Here is a 19,796-nt window from a genome sequence, read left to right as displayed (position 1 = left end):
TGTATATGGGTGCTGATAACAACAATAGTGTATGGGGAACTTGGTAATGTTAAAGCGTCAACAGGGTATGTCGATGTCGGTAATGATTTTGGTGTTGTTAGTGGCAGCTTTTTTCGCCACTGCTGCGGTGAAATTGGCACCTAAGTACGTCGAGAGTATGACGGCTAAATCGATTGTTGAGAAAGTTGTATCGGAGTCAAAAGGTAAGTCAAAGAACGATATACGCGATGCCATCAGAAAGAGCTTTAGTATCAGTTTGGTCAAATCTATTGATACCAAAAAGATAACCTTTGAAGCCATCGATGGTGGTTATAGGGTTAACTCTAACTACGAGGTTAGGGTGCCGTTTATGTACAATATAGACGTGGTGTTAACGTTTGATGATTTGATCTACGACACCCCAAAATAGCAATGCAAGCAGGTAACAGTGGACTTAATTAAAAGTCAGTTAGAGCGCCGTTTAGGCCATCAATTTGAAGACAAGAGTTTAATGGAGTTGGCGTTAACGCACCGCTCCTGTGGTAATACCAATAATGAACGTTTGGAATTTCTCGGCGATTCGTTACTGGGTGTATTTATTGCGGAGGCACTTTTTCTCCGTTTCCCTGAGGCTAAGGAAGGTCAGTTAAGCCGTCTGCGTTCGAGTTTGGTCAAAGGTGAGACGCTGGCTAAAATTGCCCGTGAATTTGATATCGGTGACTGCCTCAACCTTGGCTCTGGTGAACTCAAAAGTGGCGGTTTTCGCCGTGAGTCTATCCTCGCCGATTCCGTCGAGGCCTTGATTGGTGCTATTTATCTCGACAGTGACATGGCTACCTGTAAAGAGCATGTACTGCGCTGGTATGCTGAGCGTTTGCAGCAAACGTCACTGGAGCGTAGCGGTAAAGATGCCAAGACACTGCTGCAGGAGCTATTGCAGTCTCGCAAGCATGCCCTGCCGGTTTACCAGATGAAGGATGTCACTGGTGAAGCCCATGAACAGACGTTCTCCATCTGCTGTCAGCATAAACTGTTAAAGCAGCCAACCATCGGTGTCGGCAGCAGCCGTCGTCAAGCAGAGCAACAGGCGGCGCAACTGGCGCTGGAGATACTAGGGGAATTAAAATGAGTCAGAATAAATCCAGCATGGTAGAACGCAGCGGCTATGTCGCTCTTATCGGGCGACCTAACGTCGGAAAATCGACGATTTTGAATCATATTCTTGGCCAGAAAATCAGCATCACCTCACGCAAGCCTCAGACCACTCGTCACCGGGTTTTGGGTATTAAGACTGAAGGCTTGATACAGGCGATGTATGTCGATACCCCGGGGCTGCATAAGGAGCAGAAGAAAGCGATCAATCGTTATATGAATCGCGCGGCCAGCAGCAGTATTAAAGAGGTTGATGTCATTGTCTTCGTGGTCGAAAAACTCCAATGGACCGATGAGGATCAATTGGTATTAGAGCAGTTGATGGTGGCTCGCTGCCCGGTTATTTTAGCGGTTAATAAGGTCGATCAGATAGAAGATAAGCAGAAATTATTGCCTTTTTTACAGAAACTAACGGCTAAAATGGATTTCAAGGCGATAGTGCCTGTGTCGGCGCTCGATGGGCATAACCTATCAAATCTAGAGGAAGAAATTGGTAAGCTGCTGCCTGAGGGGGAGCATTTTTACCCTGAAGATCAAGTGACTGACCGCAGCTCTCGCTTTTTGGCAGCTGAATTGGTTCGAGAGAAAATCATGCGACAACTCGGTGATGAGCTGCCCTATGAGATGACGGTTGAGATTGAAAGTTTTGAGGATGATGGTGAGCTTATTTCTATCAATGCGCTGATACTTGTCGAGCGAGACAGTCAAAAGTCGATTGTTATAGGTAAGGGTGGCAAGCGTTTAAAACTCATCGGGCAAGAAGCGCGTAAAGAAATGGAGCGGATGTTCGATGCCAAGGTGATGTTGAAGACGTGGGTCAAGGTCAAGGGTGGCTGGAGTGATGATGATCGCGCTCTTCGCAGCCTAGGTTATGATGACGTTTAAGTACTGTTCGACAGTACGATGATGAACCAAGTAGAATTTGACCGCTGCTATATCTTGCACACCTATCCGTTTCAGGATCACAGTGTTATCGCCGATTTTATCAGCCATGATAATGGCCGTCAGCGGGCGGTGGTTAAAAATCTACGCAACAGTAAGAAAAACTCAACCCGAGCCATTTTGCAGCCGTTAACCTTGTTGCAGCTTAGCTGGCGGGGTAAAAGTGATTTAAAAACAGTGACCTCGGTTGAGGCTGCAGGTAAGCGTTATAGCCTCAAAGGCACGCGACTGTTCAGTGCCTTTTACCTCAATGAAATACTCATGCGAACGCTGCCTGTTGGCGAGGTCGTTATTGAGATATTTGAGGCTTATGAGCAGGCACTGCATCTGCTGGAAGGTGAGGGCAGCTTAGAATTTATTCTCAGGCGGTTCGAATTCAAGCTGCTTTTTTGTCTGGGCTACGGTATTGATTTTGAGCAAGATATATCCGCCCAGCCTATTGCGATTGAATCATTCTATCGCTTGGATATTGGCCGTGGCTTTATCCCTGTCGCGGCTGAGCAACAACAAACCTTCTCTGGTCAGCATATTTTGGCGATTTCAGCCGGCGATTTTGGCGTTAACAATCCCGCCATTGCTTCAACGACGAAGCAGTTGACGCGATTATTGCTGTCGCCACACTTAGGCAGCGAACCGCTTAAATCGAGAGCATTATTCACTGCACAATCGGGTCCGGGGTAATTTAGATGGTCGTGGCCATTGGTACTGATTTAGCAAAGGTCTCGCGGGTCCGTGATATCTTACAGCGTCGCGGGTTGGGTTTTGCTCAACGTATTTTAACCGCGACAGAATTACAGCGTTATCATCAAAGTGGTGATGGTGCGGCCTATCTGTGTCGTCGCTTTGCAGCCAAGGAGGCGATGGCTAAGGCTTTGGGAACCGGCATTGGTAGGGGGCTTAGTTTCCAGCATATCGAGATATTGAATAATGATCTCGGGGCACCGGTAGCCAAGCTTAACGGTTTTGCCGCTGAACGCATGGCGGAGTTGGGAGCAAATCACTGTCATGTTTCGATTTCAGATGAGCAGGAGTATGCCCTGGCTTTTGTTGTTCTCAGCGCCTAATTGGCTTTTTGGCCGCGCTGTACATCTTCAAAAATAACCTCTAAATCACACTGTTGGTGCCATTGTTTTAATGCCTTGGCTGCGGTTTTCAGCGTTCCTAATAATTCGCCGGCTCTGCTGGTTAAGCCGTCTTGACAGTGACTCTTTAACTCTGTTTCGAGTTCATATAAAGCACTTTGAAGAGCGGGGGTGCCGGTGTAGCAGCTGGCACCATGTAGCTTGTGTACGGCTTCTATCATTGTCTGTAGCTGCTGGCTGTCCGCGTTTTGACTAATGTGGTCGACATCTTCATCCAAGCGGCTGAGAATACCAGACAGCATGTCGACGGCAAGGCTGGGTATTTGGTTGGCTCGTTGAAGGCACAGCTGAATATCGACAGGTTTAGCGTTTGCGGTTGGTATCTGAGGGCTGACAGGCGCTGTTGATTTTCTCTCATGCTCAATAAACTGTGAGCTATTGGTCCAAGTGTGCAGCGTTTTTTCCAGGATGGCGATATCGATGGGTTTGCTGAGATGATCATTAAAGCCAGCCTGCATGAGATTGCGCTTTTCTTCAGCCTGGGCATGGGCAGTTACGGCGATCACCGGGGTTGTCCGGTTTGGGCTGTTGCCGATGCGAATCGCTCGAGTTGCTTGTACTCCGTCTACCACAGGCATTTGAATATCCATTAGGATTATATCGAAACGCTGTTGGTCGCAGAGGTCCAGTGCCTGCTGGCCGTCATGGGCCAGGGTGACATGCATGCCAAGATCTTCTAACAACACGAGCAATAATTTAAGGTTGGAGTCATTGTCATCGACAGCCAGCACGCTGAATTTTACGCCATCTTCACTGAGTTGTTGGAACTCTGCTGCGATGAGGTCGTAGTCATTACTGATGGTGTCCAGTGCCTGATAAAGCTTTGCATGTGGCGCTGGACGGCTTAACGCAATACATTGGTCCTGGCCAAATAAGGACTCGTAATGAGAGCCAATGGCGGTTGGTAGCAGCACCACGGAGCGGCAGTTATACCGCTGATTAACATTGGCCAGCATGGTAGTCAGGGTTTGTTCATCAAGCTCATCCTCATCGGGGATAATAATCGTTGCCGATAAATCGATATTATTGTCATTGTGAATGAGCTCTTCACTGCTGTTAAAGCAATAGACATGTGCCTGCCAGCCCTCTAATTGGTGTCGTAGTGCTAAGCTGACTGCACTGTTGCATGAATACAGGCCGATATTCTTTTCGACCAAAGCATCCATCGGGGGCAGTGAGGCAACCTTGTTGGGCAGTTTTGCCCGCAAGGTGTACCAGAAAGTGGCGCCTTTGTCGGGCTCGCTGTCCAGGCCGATCTCGCCACCCATTTGTTCGACCAAGCGCTTACAAATGACCAGTCCCAGCCCTGTGCCGCCGTAGTCTCTTGATGTAGAGGCGTCCGCCTGGGTAAAGGCGTTAAATATATTGAGTTGTTGATGCTCAGAGAGGCCAATACCGGAGTCGGTAACGCTGATAACAAGCAGTGCTTGGCCGTCATGGATTTCTTTGAGCTTAATGCGCACAATAATATTGCCCTGCTCACTGAATTTAATCGCATTGCTTAGCAGGTTGGTCGTAATTTGTTTGATGCGCAGCGGGTCGCCAATGACGCAGGCTGGTATATCACTGTAGCTCAACAAAATAAGTTCTAAATTCTTATCGTGGGCCGAGGGTGCCAACATGGTGAGTGAGTCTTCGATAATCTCACGAATGTTAATCGATGCATTGTCGAGTACCAGCTTACCGGCCTCAATTTTAGAGAGGTCAAGAATGTCATTAATAATGGCCAGTAAGCCCTCGGCCGAGAGTCGTATGGTCTCCAACTGGTCTCGGTGGCGACCATCGGTAATGTCTTTGAGTAACAAATTGCTAAAGCCAATAATACCGTTCAGTGGTGTTCTTATTTCATGACTGGTATTGGCGAGGAATTCAGATTTGATGCGGCTGGCTTCCAGCGCCTCGCGTCGGGCAATGTCCAGTTCAATATTCTGAACCTCAATCGTCTCCAGCGTCTGACGAAGGTCGCCGGTGGTTTGCTCGATATTGTATTCTGTTTCAATATTGAGCTGTAATAAGGTGTCGCTGAGAAGGTTGAGTCGGTTACTGATCTGGCTGAGTTCGTCATTGCCATGGACGGTAAGTAAGGTCTCATAATCCCCGTCGATGATGTTGTCAATGGCCTCGCCAATCTGATCGGTGGCAGATTTGAATCTATTGGCGACTTTTATGGCAATAACTAAGCAGGCGGTGAGGCTGGCAATGATCAGTAACACGCTGATTATGACGTTGCGGTAGGTTTGTAATGTCAGGCTGTGAAGATCGTACTCTATTTCGACCCAGCCAATGGGCTCCGCCTTGTCAGCACTATCAATAATCAAATCTCGAGTTAATATTGGCCGAGAGTATCGCCGGGTAAGCTCAGATGAGTAGCTTTGAATGCCGTCGCCCAGCCGCTGTTGGTCGGCAACGTTGACGGCGATCATTTTTGGTCCGCTACGATTAATCAGTCGTCGCTGTTGGTCATACAGGCGAATGGCTCTGACACCGGGTTCTTCGAGTGCGTTGCGCAACAGCTCCTTGAGCAGTATGTTATCGTCGAGCGCTAGCAGGGTCTTGCTGACAGCGGCAATTTGGATGGTGCTGGCATAGGCACGTTGATCAAGTAAGAGGTTGCGTTCTTCGATGCGATTAAGCACCTGATAGCTACCCAGTAGTAAGGTGATTAACGCGGAGGGGGTGAGGGCAAGTAAAATAATTCTCTTGCGCAAACTCCAATTAGCCATAAACCCAACTCTTTATATTAATTATTAGCTTAACGATGTTATTCGTTATCATCTTAGGCTATATTCGCCAAGAATTTTTGATGTCAGGTATAATAGCCGTCGTTTGATCACTATTACCAGTCATATCGATATTTGTCGTGTCAAAAACCCCCATAAAGGCAATAGATAACAATGAATTACCCAACTATAGAGGCTTATGTTGGCAACACTCCGCTGGTGCGGCTGCAACGCTTGGCAGGAGAGACGAGTAATACTATATTAGTCAAGCTCGAGGGTAATAATCCGGCAGGCTCGGTCAAAGACCGGCCGGCGATGTCGATGATTACTCGGGCTGAGGCTCGAGGCGATATCAAGCCCGGCGACACTCTGATAGAGGCAACCAGCGGCAATACAGGCATAGCATTGGCTATGGCGGCCGCTATTAAGGGCTATAAAATGGTCTTAATCATGCCTACGCATATGAGTGCCGAACGGAAGCTGGCGATGACAGCCTATGGTGCAGAGCTGATTGAAGTGACTCAACAGCAGGGCATGGAGGGGGCAAGAGATTTGGCGGCAGAGATGCAACGTTTGGGGCAGGGCGTGGTATTGGATCAGTTTGGTAATGACGACAACCCAATGGCTCATTACACCGGTACTGGTCCTGAAATTTGGCAGCAAACGGCTGGCAATATCAGCCATTTTGTTAGCTCTATGGGGACAACGGGTACCATCATGGGCACCTCGCGCTATTTAAAAGAGCAAAATTCAGACATCGAAATCGTCGGGCTTCAGCCCCAAGATGGTGCAGCTATTCCCGGGATTCGTCGGTGGCCAGAGGCATATCTGCCAAAGATTTTTGATCGCAGTCGAGTCGATCGGATTATAGATATTGATCAGCAGAGTGCTGAGCTGACAATGAAGAGGTTGGCCACAGAAGAGGGGATTTTCTGTGGCGTGTCGAGCGGCGGGGCTGTAGCCGGCGCCTTGGCGCTCAGCAGGCAAGTCGAAAATGCCGTCATAGTTGCCATAATTTGTGACCGTGGTGACCGATACTTAAGCACGGGTGTTTTTGACCAATAAACTTGGTATAAGTATTGCTGTCTAAGATTCACATCAAGACAGCAATGCGACGTCGTATATTAGGGAATAATAATGGTTCAAGTTCGTAAGGCATACCCCATCGATGATGAGGGACGGGTCAAAATCGATGAATGGATTGATCGATTACCCAGGCACCCCAGCAATCTCAACCGTGAGCAGCTGACAGAAGCCTGTGATATCGCTAATTCTGCGTCCCAACGCACCAAGGATCACTACCCGGGCTGGACAAACAGCTACGAGGTTGGCTTGGAAATGGCTGAGATACTCAGTGAATTGCATCTCGACCATGAGACTCTGGTGGCGGCAGTACTATACCGTGCGGTGCGAGAGAAAAAATTAAAGATATCGACAGTAGAGGCCATTTTTGGCAAGGCTGTCAGCGGCCTCATCATCGGTGTACAGCAGATGGTAGCCATCAGCGAGGTGGTTACCTCGGGTAAAGATGCGTCTGTGTTGGGGCAAAGTGCTAGTCAGGTTGATAATGTTCGCCGTATGTTGGTGTCAATGGTCGATGATGTGCGCGTGGCGTTGATCAAGCTCGCAGAGCGAACCTGCGCCATTCGTGCCGCCAAAAACCAACCGGAAGCTTACCGTAAGAAAGTGGCCAGAGAAGTCTCTGAGATCTATGCACCACTAGCTCACCGTTTAGGTATTGGCCATATCAAATGGGAACTCGAAGATCTGGCTTTCCGTTACTTGCATGATGATGCTTATATGCGCATCGCCTCATTGCTTGATGAGCGGCGGTTGGATAGGCAGGAGTTTATCACCGATATTATTGCCACACTCAAGGGTAAAATGTTGGAGGCCGGTATCGACGCCGATGTGCAGGGCCGTGCAAAGCACATTTATAGTATTTGGCGAAAGATGCACCGCAAGAATATTGGTTTTTCACAGGTCTATGATATTCGAGCCGTTCGTATTTTAGTGCCGAAAGTGGCCGACTGTTATACCGCCCTCGGTATTATTCACACAATGTGGCGGATTATTCCCAATGAGTTTGACGATTACATCGCCAACCCTAAGGAAAATGGTTACCAATCCTTACATACGGCAGTGATAGGGCCGCAGGGAAAAGTCGTAGAGGTGCAGATTCGCACCCAGCAAATGCACGATGATGCAGAGCTAGGCGTTTGTGCTCACTGGCGTTACAAGGGCACCGACGAAAACTCGCAGAGCGGTGGCTATGAAGAGCGTATTGCCTGGTTGCGGCAAGTACTCGATTGGCATGAGGAGATGGATGGCAATAGTGATATAGCGCAGCAATTGACTACTGATGCCGTTCAGGACCGAGTCTATGTCTTTACTCCAGATGGCCATGTGGTTGATTTATCGCAGGGCTGTACACCGCTGGATTTTGCCTATCAAGTGCATACTGAGGTAGGGCATCGTTGCCGTGGAGCCAAGGTCGATGGCCGTATTGTGCCGCTGACTTATAAGCTGAAAACCGGTGAGCAAGTTGAAATCTTAACGGCTAAAGAAGCCAAGCCTTCTCGTGATTGGCTGCGTCCTGGCCTGTCGTACCTTAATTCTTCGCGCACCCGCTCTAAGGTATTGCATTGGTTTAAGGTGCAGGACAAAGACCAGAACATTGAGTCTGGCAGGTCTTTGCTTGAGAAAGAGTTCAAACGTTTGGCACTGACCAGTGTAGATTTTAAAGAGGTAGCGTCGAAGGTAAATTATAACTCGGTAGAGGATATGTATGCTGCGGTTGGCGCCGGTGACCTCAGTCATAACCAGGTTTTAAATGCTGCACAGCGGATGGTAGAGGATGAGGACAAGAAGCAGGAAACACTGAACCTTAACCTCAACCGTGCTGCCCAATATAAGGCAAAGCAGGATGGAACTACGGGTGTTCAAGTGCGTGGTGTCGGTAATTTACTGACCCAAATGGCTGGCTGCTGTAGCCCGGTACCCGGAGATGAGATTGCAGGTTATATCACCATGGGACGGGGTGTTTCTATTCATCGTCAAGACTGCTCCAAGTTGCTGGGGCATCAACGCAGTGATCCTGAGCGCATAATAGAAGTGGATTGGGGCGAGGAAACTAACAATAGCTTTACCGCTGGTATCCACATTGAGGCCTATGACCGGTACGGTTTGCTGCGCGACATCACCATGTTGTTAGCGAATGAAAAAGTGTATGTCACATCCATCAACACGCAATCTGATAAAGGAAGCAATACTGCTTCTATGGATTTGAGCTTAGAGGTTGAAGGGCTGGTAGTCTTAAGTCAGTTACTCAACAAGATCAACTCTCTACCTAATGTTATTAGTGCGTTGCGTAAGGGTGAGGGATGAGAAAGTGACACCATACACAATGGATGACTTGCTGTTGTTGATGGCACGGCTGCGCAACCCTGAGGATGGTTGCCCCTGGGATTTAAAACAGGACTTCGCCAGTATCGTGCCGCATACGCTGGAGGAGGTGTATGAGCTGGTCGATACAATTGAACAGCAGGATTTTGAGCATTTGTCCGAGGAGCTTGGCGACCTGCTATTTCAAGTGGTTTTCTACGCACAGTTGGGCAAAGAGCAGCAATTATTTGACTTCGGTTTAGTGGTCAGCGGTATTGTCGGTAAATTGTTGCGCCGCCACCCTCATGTCTTTCCAGATGGTACGCTGCAGAGCCATGCCAGTGATGATAACTTAAGTGATCAACAGATTAGGGCAAACTGGGAGCGGATTAAGCAGCAGGAGCGCAAGAGTAAGTTGCAGGGCGGTTTATTGGATGATATCCCGCAGGCATTACCGGCGATGAGTCGGGCGGTAAAGTTGCAAAAACGCACGGCCACTGTGGGTTTCGATTGGGCTGAACCGCTGGATGTAATCGCCAAGATTGAAGAGGAAACAGCCGAGGTTATTGAGGCGGTAAGCCACAAAAATACCGACGCTATCGAGGATGAGATCGGTGATCTGTTGTTTGCAGTGACCAATCTGTCGCGAAAGTTGGACATTAATCCTGAAACAGCCCTGCGTCGAGCCAACGACAAGTTTACGCGGCGTTTTAATGCAGTAGAAGCCCTTGCCAGTGAACGACAACAGCAGCTAGACGAGCTTGAGCTTGAACAGTTAGATAGGCTTTGGGACGAGGTGAAAAAACGCTTGGCTGGCGACGCATAGTCAGGGAATGGCGTAGGTGTCAATCTTGCTCTTAGGCGTCAACATGTGTAAGGTGTGCTGCCTTGCGATGCTGCTGTGGTAGCCGCAAATAAAGCCTTTGAACAAAAAAAGAAGTTATTGGCAGTGACTATTCCAAGCGCATGTCGTCATAGCAGCGACTGTGGTATTGCCACTACCAATACCTTGCTTATTAAAGAGAGACAAATATGAGAATTATTTTATTAGGTGCCCCTGGTGCCGGTAAAGGTACGCAAGCACAATATTTGGTTGAGAAGTTTGGCATTCCGCAAATTTCAACCGGTGACATGTTGCGTGCTGCTATCAAAGCCGAGAGCCCGCTTGGTCTAAAGGTAAAGTCGGTCATGGAAAGTGGCGGCTTGGTTACCGACGAAATTATTATCGATCTGGTCAAAGACCGTATCTCACAGGATGATTGTGTTAAGGGTTTCTTGTTTGACGGTTTTCCGCGCACCATTCCACAGGCTGAAGCGATGGTCGAAGCCGGTGTTGATATTGATCATGTTGTTGAGATTGATGTTGCCGATGAAGAAATTGTTGCCCGCTTAGGTGGTCGTCGTGTTCATGCCGAATCGGGTCGTGTGTATCATACCGTGTATAACCCTCCCAAAGTGGCAGGCAAGGATGATGAGACCGGCGAAGATTTGATTCAGCGTGAAGACGATAGCGAAGAGACTGTGCGTAACCGCTTGGCCATCTATCATGATCAAACCAAGCCTTTGGTTGCTTTTTATCAAGGCCAGACGGGTGATAAGGCGGCAGTTTATAGCCATATTGCCGGTGTAGGCAGTGTTGATGATATACGCGATAAAATGTTTGCCGCACTGGCTTAAGCAATATTGTAACTATCATTGAAAAAAGGGCCAATTGGCCCTTTTTTTGTTTTACTATAAGTACCTTGTCAATCTATGAAGGTGCTTAGCCAGTGTCAACAAACACAAAGAAAGCGATTATTTTGGTCAATCTGGGTTCTCCAGAGCAGCCCACAGTGTCCGGCGTTCGTGCATTTTTAAAACCCTTTTTATCTGATAAGCGTGTGGTCGAAGTCCCGAAACCAATCTGGTGGCTGATTCTCAATGGCGTTATTTTACCTTTTCGACCCAAAAAAGTTGCTCAAGCCTATCAATCTATTTGGTGGCAACAAGGCTCGCCACTGCGTGCTATTTTGCAGCAGCAACAAGAGGCGTTACAGCAGCGTTTTGATTCGCAACAGGTTAGGGTGCTAACCGCCATGACCTATGGGGCGCCTTCGGTTGAGAGTCAAATTCATGCCCTGCAGCAAGAGGGTATCGAGAAAATTGTTATTCTGCCGTTATATCCTCAGTATTCAGCCACCACAACGGCAGCCGTAACGGACCAAGTTTGTCAGATGCTTCAGCGTTGCCGTGATATCCCCGATCTACGCATCGTGAAAAGTTATTACCAGCACCCTGGCTATATTGCCGCCTTAGCTGAATCCGTTAGCCAATATTGGCAGTTGCACGGAAAGGCAGAGCATTTGTTGATGTCGTTTCACGGCATCCCTCAGGCCAATGTTGACAAGGGTGACCCTTATTATGATCACTGTTTGGCAACCGCCGAGGCGGTCGCTGATAAGTTGGGTTTAGCGGTAGAAGATTGGACGATGAGTTTTCAGTCACGCCTGGGTCGAGCCCAATGGTTGACGCCTTACACCGCAGATACTCTCCAACAATATGGCCCCAAAAAAATTAAAACCTTAGACGTTATATGCCCGGCATTCTCAGCGGATTGTCTTGAGACCTTAGAAGAAATGGCCATTGAAAATAAAGAAATATATCAACAGGCCGGGGGTGGTGAATACCGCTATATTGCAGCGTTAAATAGTGAGAGCAGCCATATTGATATGATGGAGGACATCTGTCAGCGTCAATTACAGTCTTTCATCGATTAGGCAGGTTCTAGTGATTGATTCGCCACCGTCAATTGTGCGAGGTCCTGCGGGGAATTGATATTGTCAAAGTAATGAGTTTGGTTGAATGTCACGCTTTGACTATCGAGCAGTGCAATAAACCCCCGCATCGAACGTTGGCCTTGGTCTAGATAGGCTTTTAATACTGGGTAACAGCGCAGTTTAATGGCGCAGCAGAGGTAGTGGTTGCGCTTGCCGTCGGCGGCAAAGCTGATATCGGTTTGATGGTGACGCAGGGGTTCGGTTAGTTGCTGAATCAAATTGTTAGGAATATTCGGTGTGTCACAGGGGACAAAGCTAATAATACTTTCTTTGTTGAGTGTCTCTGACAGCTGCTGCAAGACGGCTTCGATACCAGCCAGAGGGCCTTGGTGTCCGTCTCGGTGGTCGTGGATGCAGGGTAGGCCTAAGGGCAGGTATCGAAGCGCTTCGGCTGGGCAGTTAATAATAAGTGAGTCGGCCTGAGGCTTTAGCTTGTCAATAATCAGCTGCACCATCGGCTGTTGATCAATCATCGCCCAAGCCTTGTCTTGTTGACCAAAGCGAAGGCTTTGACCACCGGCAAGAATGACCGCCGTGATGGCATTTTTAGGTGGTGTAGTATTCATTAGGATGGTTTCTAAAACGGGGTTGAGAAGTCATAGTGATTGACGCCGTGAAATATTTAAATGGTGCTAGTATGATAAGCTTTTTTACAGTCCAACAGTAGGACCGATGTCGACGTTATTTGCAGAAAACGGCTTGATTGCCCAGCAATGGCCACTCTTTGTTTATCGACAAGGACAGCAGCAGTTAGCCGCTGAGATATCGGCCGCCTTTGCTCGGCGCAATATTTTATTGGCTGAGGCGCCAACAGGAACGGGCAAAACCTTTGCCTATTTAGCCAGCGTGTTGAACAGTGCAGAGCCAGTTATTATCTCTACTGCCAGTCACGCCTTACAGTATCAGTTAGTCCGGCAAGATATTCCTCAGCTGGCAAAAATACTGGATAAAACACCCGAGGTAATCGAACTCAAGGGGATTGCGAGTTATCTCTGTCCGAAGCGGCTCGAGGACAGTTTGGCTGAGGGGGTTGATAAGCAACTGGCTGCAATGTTACTGGCCATGCATCAATATTGGCAGCGCCATCACAGTCAATCATTAGAATGGCGATTGGTGGCTGATCGTGTGGGAGCTTCGTCGTCAGAGGTTTCGCGATACAGTGCAACTAATCATGCCCAGTGTCAGTCGATGAGTTGCCCAAAATACGCACGCTGTCCGTATTTTAATCAACGAAAAAAACTGCAGTCTGCAGACATCGCTGTGGTCAATCATGCGCTGTTTTTCAGCAGTGAAAACTTTCTAATGGCGCCATCGGCATCAACAAATAAATTGGCATCACGCTTTCAGGCCGTGGTGTTTGATGAGGCTCACAGGCTTGACCAGTTGTCTATTGATCGAGCGACCGTATGTTTTGACAGTCTGGTCGTATTAAAATTACTGGCGCAATTTTCCGCGGTTGTGCGCCGTGATGCCGGGGATAGTCGGCCCAGTCTGTTAGCGGCAAGGCGGTGTCTTGCCATTGCCAAATCGATGGATGAAAAGGTTAATAAAAACAGGGAGCAAGGTGCCGGTGATTGGTCGGCGCTGTTGTTGCAATCAGCAACGATGGCGCGTCTTTGGCGTCTGTGGCAGCGGCAAATCACTGTATTACTGGCGTATAGCGCCATTTTAAGTGAACGAAGTCCGTCATTGGCCTTGCTCGCACGTCGTTTAAAACGCTTCGATATGGCTGAAACCATAGCGGTAGACCGGCCGGTTAAATCTGAGCGAAGCCTTTGGTTTAATCGACAGGGCGCAGCTTGGTCGGTCCACAGTGTTGAGGTGAATCACCTACAAGTGTTGCATTCGCTGCCAGCGACACAGGTGTATTTGTCGTCAGCGCTGAGCGTCAATGATGATTTTAGTGATTTTGCAGAGACCTTAAAATTACCCCAATACCATAGTTTTAAGGTGGCGGAGACGAAGCAAGAGAACCCTCGGGCATTATATTACCATCCGACAGCGTTACCGCCACCGAGCAATCCAGAGCATATTGCACTGTTATTATCTGATGTTTTACCCTTGCTGTCGGCGAATAGAGGGCGGGCATTGTTGCTCTTTAGCAGTGTTAGCAACCGATTGAAGGCCGAGCAGTGGTTGAAGGAATATACCGGTTTTCATTTGTGTATTGCGGCCCAAGGGAGTGCTGCGCAAGCGGTTCGCCGCTTTAAAAGCCGCCCCCTGTCGCTGTTGTTATCCGCCGGTCTATGGGACGGCCTCGATATTAAGGGCGATGATTTATCACTGATAATCATCGATAAAATACCGTTTTCGCCGCCTGATGATTTTCGTGTTTTGGCGCGTTCAAAGGTACTGACCAAACAAGGAATCGATGCCTTCAATCACTGGCAACTACCTCAGGCCATTCTGCGTTTGCGCCAGGGGGTCGGTCGGCTGATACGCAGTGACGATGATGGCGGTGTTGTGGTAATCGGTGACAGCCGACTGCACTATCAAGGCTACGGTGAAAAAATAATGGCGGCTTTACCTCATTATCCAACAACTATGGATCGACAGCAGGCGCTAAGCTTTATAGAATCACGGGCCGATCACTATACCCCGTCTGCAGCCAGCAATAGCGACGTTAAATTGGACACAAGGTAGTACTTTATGAGTAAAATTTTAGCATTAGATACTGCGGCTGATGCCTGTTCGGTAGCACTGTGGCTCGACGGTGAGTTGATCTCTGATCACCGTCTATTACCCCGTGAACACACCAAACATATGCTGCCGATGATCGAGAATATTTTACAGCACAATAGTATTACGCTATCGGAACTCGATGGCATTGCCTTTGGCTGTGGTCCGGGTTCATTTACCGGTCTGAGAATTTGTGGTGGTATCGTACAGGGCTTAGCCTTTGGTGCCGATCTCCCAGTCGTGCCGGTGTCATCGTTAGCGGCATTGGCTTACCCCTTTGCCGGTGAGAATATCACCGTGGTGGCCAGTGTCGATGCCAGAATGAATGAGCTCTATACCGCTGTGTTTCAGGGGCAGGGTGAGGGGTTTACCGTTGTCGACAAAGAGTATTTGTTGGCGCCGGAGAGTATGAGTCAGCAATTGCTGGCACAGGCCACGCCAGGCAATGCGCTGATCGCCGCAGGCAGTGGTTGGTCATACCGTGACCAATTTGGCGATTTAAAGTGTATGGATCTGCTAGCATGCGACACCAATGCGATACCGACTGCTGCGGCTGTTGCTGAATTGTCATTAGCCCGTTTCGTCAGTGGTGATACTATTGCCGCCGCCGAGGTCAGCCCGGTATATTTACGTGACTCTGTTGCTTGGCAGAAGAGTTCGTAGCGAGCATTTTGCTATTTTGGAGTGTCATTTTGGATTGGTTACAGGTTTTTGTTTTAGCAATTATTCAGGGATTAACCGAGTTTTTACCGGTATCCAGCTCCGCTCATTTGATTTTTCCCTCGCAGTTATTAGGCTGGCCTGATCAGGGGTTGGCCTTCGATGTGGCAATGCACGTTGGCTCATTGGCTGCAGTGATTGTGTATTTTCGGCAAGATATTCGCAATATGACGCAGGCTTGGTTTGGCAGTGTTTTTCATCGTCAACACACGCCAGAGAGTCATATGGCCTGGGCGGTTATTTGGGCCACGATTCCGGCCGGCTTAGCCGGTTTGCTGTTTGGTGGATTCATTGAAGAGAATCTGCGCTCAATGACAGTGATTGCATGTACCACACTTATTTTCGGGCTGTTGTTGGGTTTTGCCGACCGTAAAGGCAGCAGTGATGTTGTCGAATTAACATGGAAGGTTGTGGCCGTGATTGCCTTTGCTCAGGCGCTGGCGTTAATTCCAGGCACGTCCCGTTCCGGGGTGACAATGACTGCGGCGCTGCTAATGGGGCTTAATCGTCAGGCCTCTGCGCAGTTCTCGTTTCTGTTATCTATACCGTTAATTGTCGCTGCCGGTGCTTTGCTGGGGCTAGAAGCGGTGCAGTCGGGCATAGCGATTGATTGGCTGCAGATGACGGTGGCAACGTTGGTCTCTGCCATTACTGCGTATTTATGTATACACTACTTTTTGAAACTGATTAATCAGATAGGCTTTATGCCGTTTGTTGTTTATCGACTGCTGTTGGCAGCGGGTTTGTTTTGGATGGTGTTGTCGTAAGCTACTCCATTGAGTCGATAGCGTGCTAATAAAGAGATGGAAGAATGATGGATATCCAACAGTTTAATCGCGGCCTCTTGTCGTTTATCGATGCCTCACCTACGCCTTTTCATGCGGTCTCGACCATGGTGGCAACGTTAACCAAGGCCGGTTTTGTCCGGTTAAGAGAAGGGGATAGCTGGGATTTAGTTGCCGGTGAACGCTATTATTTGTGTCGTAATGACTCATCAATAATTGCCTTTGTTTGTGGTAAGCAATCAATACTGGATCACGGTGTTCGGATGGTTGGTGCGCATACTGACAGTCCTTGTCTGCGAGTGAAGCCCAATCCGGATATGCTTGAAAAAGGCTATTTACAGCTGGGTGTTGAGATCTATGGTGGTGCCTTGCTTAATCCCTGGTTTGACCGTGATTTATCACTGGCCGGCCGGGTAAGCTTAACTAACGACAAAGGTGAGTTGATCTCAGTGATGATCGATTTCGAAAATCCTATCGCTGTTATCCCAAGCCTGGCTATTCACCTAGATCGTGAGGCTAACACCAATCGAACGGTGAACAAGCAAACCGACATGCCACCTATGCTGGCTATCGTCGATGGCGATGAACTCAATTTTAACGATATTGTTATTGCGCAAATTGAACGACAGCATAGTGATGTCAGTGTCAGCAAAATCCTCGATTGGGAATTAAGTTTTTATGATACCCAGCCCTCGGCTATGACTGGCTTAAGGCAGCAGTTTGTCAGTGCCGCCCGTCTGGATAATCTACTCAGTTGTTATACTGGTTTACAGGCGCTGTTGCAGGCCGACGGTGAGATGACCAGTATTTTGGTGTGCAACGATCACGAGGAGGTTGGGTCGTCATCTGCCGCCGGTGCACAGGGGCCTATGCTGAAACATTTATTGCAGCGTATGTGTCAAACCACTGAGGACTTTGCTCGGGTGATCGAGCGCTCGATGATGATATCAGCGGATAACGCCCATGCCATTCACCCTAACTTTATTGCTAAGCATGATGGTAACCACGGACCTCAAATTAATCAGGGACCAGTGATTAAAATAAATGCCAACCAGCGTTATGCCACCAACAGTGAGACGGCGGCACTGTATCGATATCTCAGTGATCAGGTTGATGTGCCGGTGCAGAGTTTTGTGGTGAGAAGTGATATGGGTTGCGGCAGTACCATTGGTCCGATTACGGCAACGGAGCTTGGCGTGCGTACTATTGATATCGGGGTGCCGACCTTTGCCATGCACTCGATCCGTGAATTAGCAGGTAGTGAGGATGCCTTTGGCTTACACAAGGTCTGTTGGCAGTTTTATAATACAAGTGATTTGCCTTGGTGCTAAATTCAGAGATAAAAAAAGCCGCATTAGCGGCTTTTTTTTATTGACCTTAATGATTTTAGCTGCCGGTAAACACAGGCTTTCGCTTGGCAAGAAATGCACTGACGCCTTCAAGACCGTCATTGGTGTTAGCCATTTTACCAATACCGCGGGCCTCAAGCTCCATTTGGCTTTCTAGGCCGGTGTCATAACTGGTTAATAATAGTTGTTTAATTTGGCCATAGGCAAGTGTTGGGCCATTGACCAACTGGGCCGCCATAGTCTGAGCTGCCTGCTGAAGATCATCGGCCGCTACCACCTCGGTGACCAAGCCCCAGTCGTAGGCTTGTTCGGCAGTCAGTACTTTATTCGTCAGCATTAATTGCTGGGTTTTCCGCATACCGATAAGGCGTGGTAGGTAATAGCTGGCGCTAACATCAGGACTAAGGCCAGCACCGGTATAAGCCATGGTAAATTTGGCGCTGTCAGCACACAAAACAAGATCACCCGCAACAGCAAGGCTAAACCCTGCGCCAGCAGCCATACCATTAATCGCTACAATGACAGGTTTTTCCATCCTGGCAAAGCGGGCGACGGCGGCATGCATATAAGTGGTGATTTCCTTGATAATGGTACTGGCCTTGCTTGGGTCTGCTGCAAAGGCACTGAGATCACCACCGGCACAAAACATTTTACCGGCACCGGTAATAATGACAGCACGAATATCAGGGTTTTCATCAATTTCAATTGAGGCGAGCATCACTTCGCGACTGAGTTCAACATTCATGCTGTTGGCGGCATTGGGTCGGTTCAGCGTCAGGGTGGCGATTTGGTTGTCGATATTGAGGCTAATGGTGTTGAATTCGCTCATGATCACTCTCTAATTCGTTGTTATTTCATCACAGTGAAGTGCTGCAGTTGGGCAAGACTCTAGAGCAAGCGTCTGCAAGATTCAATAGTGCTGTCAGTCTCTCGTTGCGATGCCGCTCTGACAGGGGCTTAGGACAACTGATTTAGCCCTGTTAGTTAGCGTTGTTTATGCCATAATACAGCGCACAAAAATCGTCGATTCATAGGCGGTATAGACTATTGAGATTATCGTACAGCAGTCGATTAGCTGCTGTATCTTGGGATTATTATGACACAGAGACGCGTTTTGACCGGTATCACCACAACCGGTACTCCTCACCTGGGTAATTATGTTGGTGCGATTCGTCCGGCTATCGATGCCAGCAAAAACACCGACGACAAATCCTTTTACTTCTTGGCCGATTACCACGCGCTGATTAAATGCACTGACCCCGTGGCGGTTCAGCAGTCGAGTAAGGAAATCGCTGCTACGTGGCTGGCTCTCGGGCTCGATACCGACAATGCTGTTTTCTATCGTCAATCCGATGTGCCAGAGATTACTGAGCTGTGTTGGGTGCTAACCTGCTTGACGGGCAAGGGCTTAATGAATCGGGCGCATGCTTACAAAGCGGCCGCTCAGGCTAATGTTGATGCTGGCGATGACACCGATAAAGCTATTTTCATGGGGCTGTATAGTTATCCTATTCTGATGGCAGCGGATATTTTGATGTTTCAGGGCAGCCATATTCCCGTTGGTCGCGATCAGATTCAGCACGTAGAGATGGCAAGAGACATTGCTCAGCGTTTCAATCACCTCTATGGCCAAACCTTTACTCTACCCGAGGCGGTTGTTGACGATAATGTTGCGGTATTGAGTGGCTTGGACGGGCGCAAGATGAGTAAGAGCTACGGTAATACCATACCGTTATTTTTGCCACCGAAGAAATTACAAAAGCATATCAATAAAATTGTCACCAATTTGTTAGAGCCTGGTGAACCGAAAGACACGGCAGACTCTACCGTCTTCGAAATCTGGGAGGCTTTTGCCAACGAAGAGCAAATTGCTTACATGCGCCAGCAGTATGCCGATGGCATCGCTTGGGGCCAGGCAAAGAAAGAGCTTTGCGCACTGATTGATGGTCAGATCAGTGAGGCCAGAGAGCGATACAATCGCTTGATGGAAAACGGCGAGGAGATAGAGGCGGTATTGCAAAAGGGGGCTGAAAAAGCCCGTGCTTATGCTCGGCCGTTGCTAGACGATGTGCGCCGCAAAGTGGGTATTGGCCCGATTGCAAAGTAGTTCGTTATTCTGTTTTAAAAG

Annotated in this window: 18 protein-coding genes; 15 read left to right on the top strand and 3 right to left on the bottom strand. The window is 48.5% G+C overall.

What is annotated here, in order from left to right:
• Nucleotides 1–46: 46 nt before the first annotated feature.
• From L9P87_RS02505 to acpS, 5 genes are read left to right on the top strand one after another with little or no spacing between them, the layout of a single operon-like run.
• Entirely contained in the window at nt 47–409 is a 363-nt protein-coding gene (locus tag L9P87_RS02505) for a DUF4845 domain-containing protein (RefSeq protein WP_237443099.1), read from the top strand.
• Nucleotides 410–427: 18 nt separating this feature from the next.
• On the top strand, nt 428–1,108 hold the full coding sequence (gene rnc, locus L9P87_RS02500) for a ribonuclease III (protein WP_290368476.1): 681 nt from the start codon (nt 428–430) through the stop codon (nt 1,106–1,108).
• On the top strand, nt 1,105–2,016 hold the full coding sequence (era, locus tag L9P87_RS02495) for a GTPase Era (RefSeq protein ID WP_237443098.1): 912 nt from the start codon (nt 1,105–1,107) through the stop codon (nt 2,014–2,016). The genes rnc and era overlap by 4 nt, the downstream gene beginning before the upstream one ends.
• An 18-nt stretch (nt 2,017–2,034) precedes the next feature.
• On the top strand, nt 2,035–2,754 hold the full coding sequence (gene recO, locus L9P87_RS02490; protein ID WP_237443097.1) for a DNA repair protein RecO: 720 nt from the start codon (nt 2,035–2,037) through the stop codon (nt 2,752–2,754).
• Between the two features lie 5 nt (nt 2,755–2,759).
• Nucleotides 2,760–3,137 carry a holo-ACP synthase gene (gene acpS, locus L9P87_RS02485; protein WP_237443096.1) on the top strand — a complete coding sequence of 126 codons (378 nt, stop codon included), beginning with the start codon at nt 2,760–2,762 and terminating at the stop codon, nt 3,135–3,137.
• On the opposite strand, the gene L9P87_RS02480 is transcribed toward acpS, so the two are convergent.
• Nucleotides 3,134–5,938: an ATP-binding protein gene (locus tag L9P87_RS02480; RefSeq protein ID WP_237443095.1), complete on the bottom strand. Its 2,805-nt coding sequence runs from the start codon at nt 5,936–5,938 to the stop codon at nt 3,134–3,136. The two genes, acpS and L9P87_RS02480, sit on opposite strands and share 4 nt — an antisense overlap.
• Nucleotides 5,939–6,109: 171 nt before the next feature.
• On the opposite strand from L9P87_RS02480, the gene cysM reads away from it, so the two are divergent.
• From cysM to hemH, 5 genes are all read left to right on the top strand, one after another.
• Nucleotides 6,110–7,000: a cysteine synthase CysM gene (gene cysM, locus L9P87_RS02475; protein WP_237443094.1), complete on the top strand. Its 891-nt coding sequence runs from the start codon at nt 6,110–6,112 to the stop codon at nt 6,998–7,000.
• Nucleotides 7,001–7,072: 72 nt separating this feature from the next.
• The gene (gene relA, locus L9P87_RS02470) at nt 7,073–9,322 is read left to right on the top strand and encodes a GTP diphosphokinase (RefSeq protein ID WP_237443093.1); all 2,250 of its coding nucleotides are present in this window, start codon (nt 7,073–7,075) and stop codon (nt 9,320–9,322) included.
• Nucleotides 9,323–9,326: 4 nt separating this feature from the next.
• Complete coding sequence (mazG, locus tag L9P87_RS02465) at nt 9,327–10,145, top strand: nucleoside triphosphate pyrophosphohydrolase (protein ID WP_237443089.1); 819 nt, start codon at nt 9,327–9,329, stop codon at nt 10,143–10,145.
• A 206-nt stretch (nt 10,146–10,351) separates the two neighbouring features.
• Nucleotides 10,352–10,996: an adenylate kinase gene (gene adk / locus L9P87_RS02460; RefSeq protein ID WP_237443087.1), complete on the top strand. Its 645-nt coding sequence runs from the start codon at nt 10,352–10,354 to the stop codon at nt 10,994–10,996.
• A 92-nt stretch (nt 10,997–11,088) separates the two neighbouring features.
• Nucleotides 11,089–12,075, top strand: coding sequence for a ferrochelatase (gene hemH, locus L9P87_RS02455; RefSeq protein WP_237443086.1), 987 nt, complete (start codon nt 11,089–11,091; stop codon nt 12,073–12,075).
• On the opposite strand, the gene mobA is transcribed toward hemH, so the two are convergent.
• Nucleotides 12,072–12,701: a molybdenum cofactor guanylyltransferase MobA gene (mobA, locus tag L9P87_RS02450; RefSeq protein WP_237443085.1), complete on the bottom strand. Its 630-nt coding sequence runs from the start codon at nt 12,699–12,701 to the stop codon at nt 12,072–12,074. The two genes, hemH and mobA, sit on opposite strands and share 4 nt — an antisense overlap.
• A gap of 106 nt (nt 12,702–12,807) precedes the next feature.
• Here mobA and L9P87_RS02445 point away from each other — a divergent pair, with 106 nt between their 5' ends.
• From L9P87_RS02445 to L9P87_RS02430, 4 genes are read left to right on the top strand one after another with little or no spacing between them, the layout of a single operon-like run.
• Nucleotides 12,808–14,778 (top strand): ATP-dependent DNA helicase, encoded by a 1,971-nt coding sequence (locus tag L9P87_RS02445; RefSeq protein ID WP_237443084.1) that lies wholly within the window; start codon nt 12,808–12,810, stop codon nt 14,776–14,778.
• A 6-nt stretch (nt 14,779–14,784) separates the two neighbouring features.
• The gene (tsaB, locus tag L9P87_RS02440; protein ID WP_237443082.1) at nt 14,785–15,477 is read left to right on the top strand and encodes a tRNA (adenosine(37)-N6)-threonylcarbamoyltransferase complex dimerization subunit type 1 TsaB; all 693 of its coding nucleotides are present in this window, start codon (nt 14,785–14,787) and stop codon (nt 15,475–15,477) included.
• Nucleotides 15,478–15,506: 29 nt separating this feature from the next.
• Nucleotides 15,507–16,301 carry an undecaprenyl-diphosphate phosphatase gene (locus L9P87_RS02435; RefSeq protein WP_237443081.1) on the top strand — a complete coding sequence of 265 codons (795 nt, stop codon included), beginning with the start codon at nt 15,507–15,509 and terminating at the stop codon, nt 16,299–16,301.
• Nucleotides 16,302–16,345: 44 nt separating this feature from the next.
• Nucleotides 16,346–17,650: a M18 family aminopeptidase gene (locus L9P87_RS02430; RefSeq protein WP_354001874.1), complete on the top strand. Its 1,305-nt coding sequence runs from the start codon at nt 16,346–16,348 to the stop codon at nt 17,648–17,650.
• A 55-nt stretch (nt 17,651–17,705) separates the two neighbouring features.
• On the opposite strand, the gene L9P87_RS02425 is transcribed toward L9P87_RS02430, so the two are convergent.
• On the bottom strand, nt 17,706–18,497 hold the full coding sequence (locus tag L9P87_RS02425; RefSeq protein WP_237443080.1) for an enoyl-CoA hydratase/isomerase family protein: 792 nt from the start codon (nt 18,495–18,497) through the stop codon (nt 17,706–17,708).
• Between the two features lie 267 nt (nt 18,498–18,764).
• Between L9P87_RS02425 and L9P87_RS02420 the strand changes: the two genes are divergently transcribed.
• Nucleotides 18,765–19,775, top strand: a complete 1,011-nt coding sequence (locus tag L9P87_RS02420; protein WP_237443079.1) for a tryptophan--tRNA ligase — start codon at nt 18,765–18,767, stop codon at nt 19,773–19,775.
• The last annotated feature ends 21 nt before the right edge of the window (nt 19,776–19,796 follow it).

The organism is Sinobacterium norvegicum (assembly GCF_923077115.1).
Lineage (GTDB): Bacteria > Pseudomonadota > Gammaproteobacteria > Pseudomonadales > Sinobacteriaceae > Sinobacterium > Sinobacterium norvegicum.
This window is presented reverse-complemented; position numbering and strand designations above follow the sequence as displayed.

Bases quoted from the DNA above. Each gene is read 5' to 3' on its own strand.
- era (WP_237443098.1), top strand. From the start codon at position 1,105: ATGAGTCAGAATAAATCCAGCATGGTAGAACGCAGCGGCTATGTCGCT.
- mobA (WP_237443085.1), bottom strand. From the start codon at position 12,701: ATGAATACTACACCACCTAAAAATGCCATCACGGCGGTCATTCTTGCC.
- tsaB (WP_237443082.1), top strand. From the start codon at position 14,785: ATGAGTAAAATTTTAGCATTAGATACTGCGGCTGATGCCTGTTCGGTA.
- L9P87_RS02430 (WP_354001874.1), top strand. From the start codon at position 16,346: ATGATGGATATCCAACAGTTTAATCGCGGCCTCTTGTCGTTTATCGAT.
- recO (WP_237443097.1), top strand. From the start codon at position 2,035: ATGATGAACCAAGTAGAATTTGACCGCTGCTATATCTTGCACACCTAT.
- L9P87_RS02425 (WP_237443080.1), bottom strand. From the start codon at position 18,497: ATGAGCGAATTCAACACCATTAGCCTCAATATCGACAACCAAATCGCC.
- relA (WP_237443093.1), top strand. From the start codon at position 7,073: ATGGTTCAAGTTCGTAAGGCATACCCCATCGATGATGAGGGACGGGTC.
- L9P87_RS02445 (WP_237443084.1), top strand. From the start codon at position 12,808: ATGTCGACGTTATTTGCAGAAAACGGCTTGATTGCCCAGCAATGGCCA.
- cysM (WP_237443094.1), top strand. From the start codon at position 6,110: ATGAATTACCCAACTATAGAGGCTTATGTTGGCAACACTCCGCTGGTG.
- L9P87_RS02505 (WP_237443099.1), top strand. From the start codon at position 47: ATGTTAAAGCGTCAACAGGGTATGTCGATGTCGGTAATGATTTTGGTG.
- acpS (WP_237443096.1), top strand. From the start codon at position 2,760: ATGGTCGTGGCCATTGGTACTGATTTAGCAAAGGTCTCGCGGGTCCGT.
- L9P87_RS02420 (WP_237443079.1), top strand. From the start codon at position 18,765: ATGACACAGAGACGCGTTTTGACCGGTATCACCACAACCGGTACTCCT.
- L9P87_RS02480 (WP_237443095.1), bottom strand. From the start codon at position 5,938: ATGGCTAATTGGAGTTTGCGCAAGAGAATTATTTTACTTGCCCTCACC.
- adk (WP_237443087.1), top strand. From the start codon at position 10,352: ATGAGAATTATTTTATTAGGTGCCCCTGGTGCCGGTAAAGGTACGCAA.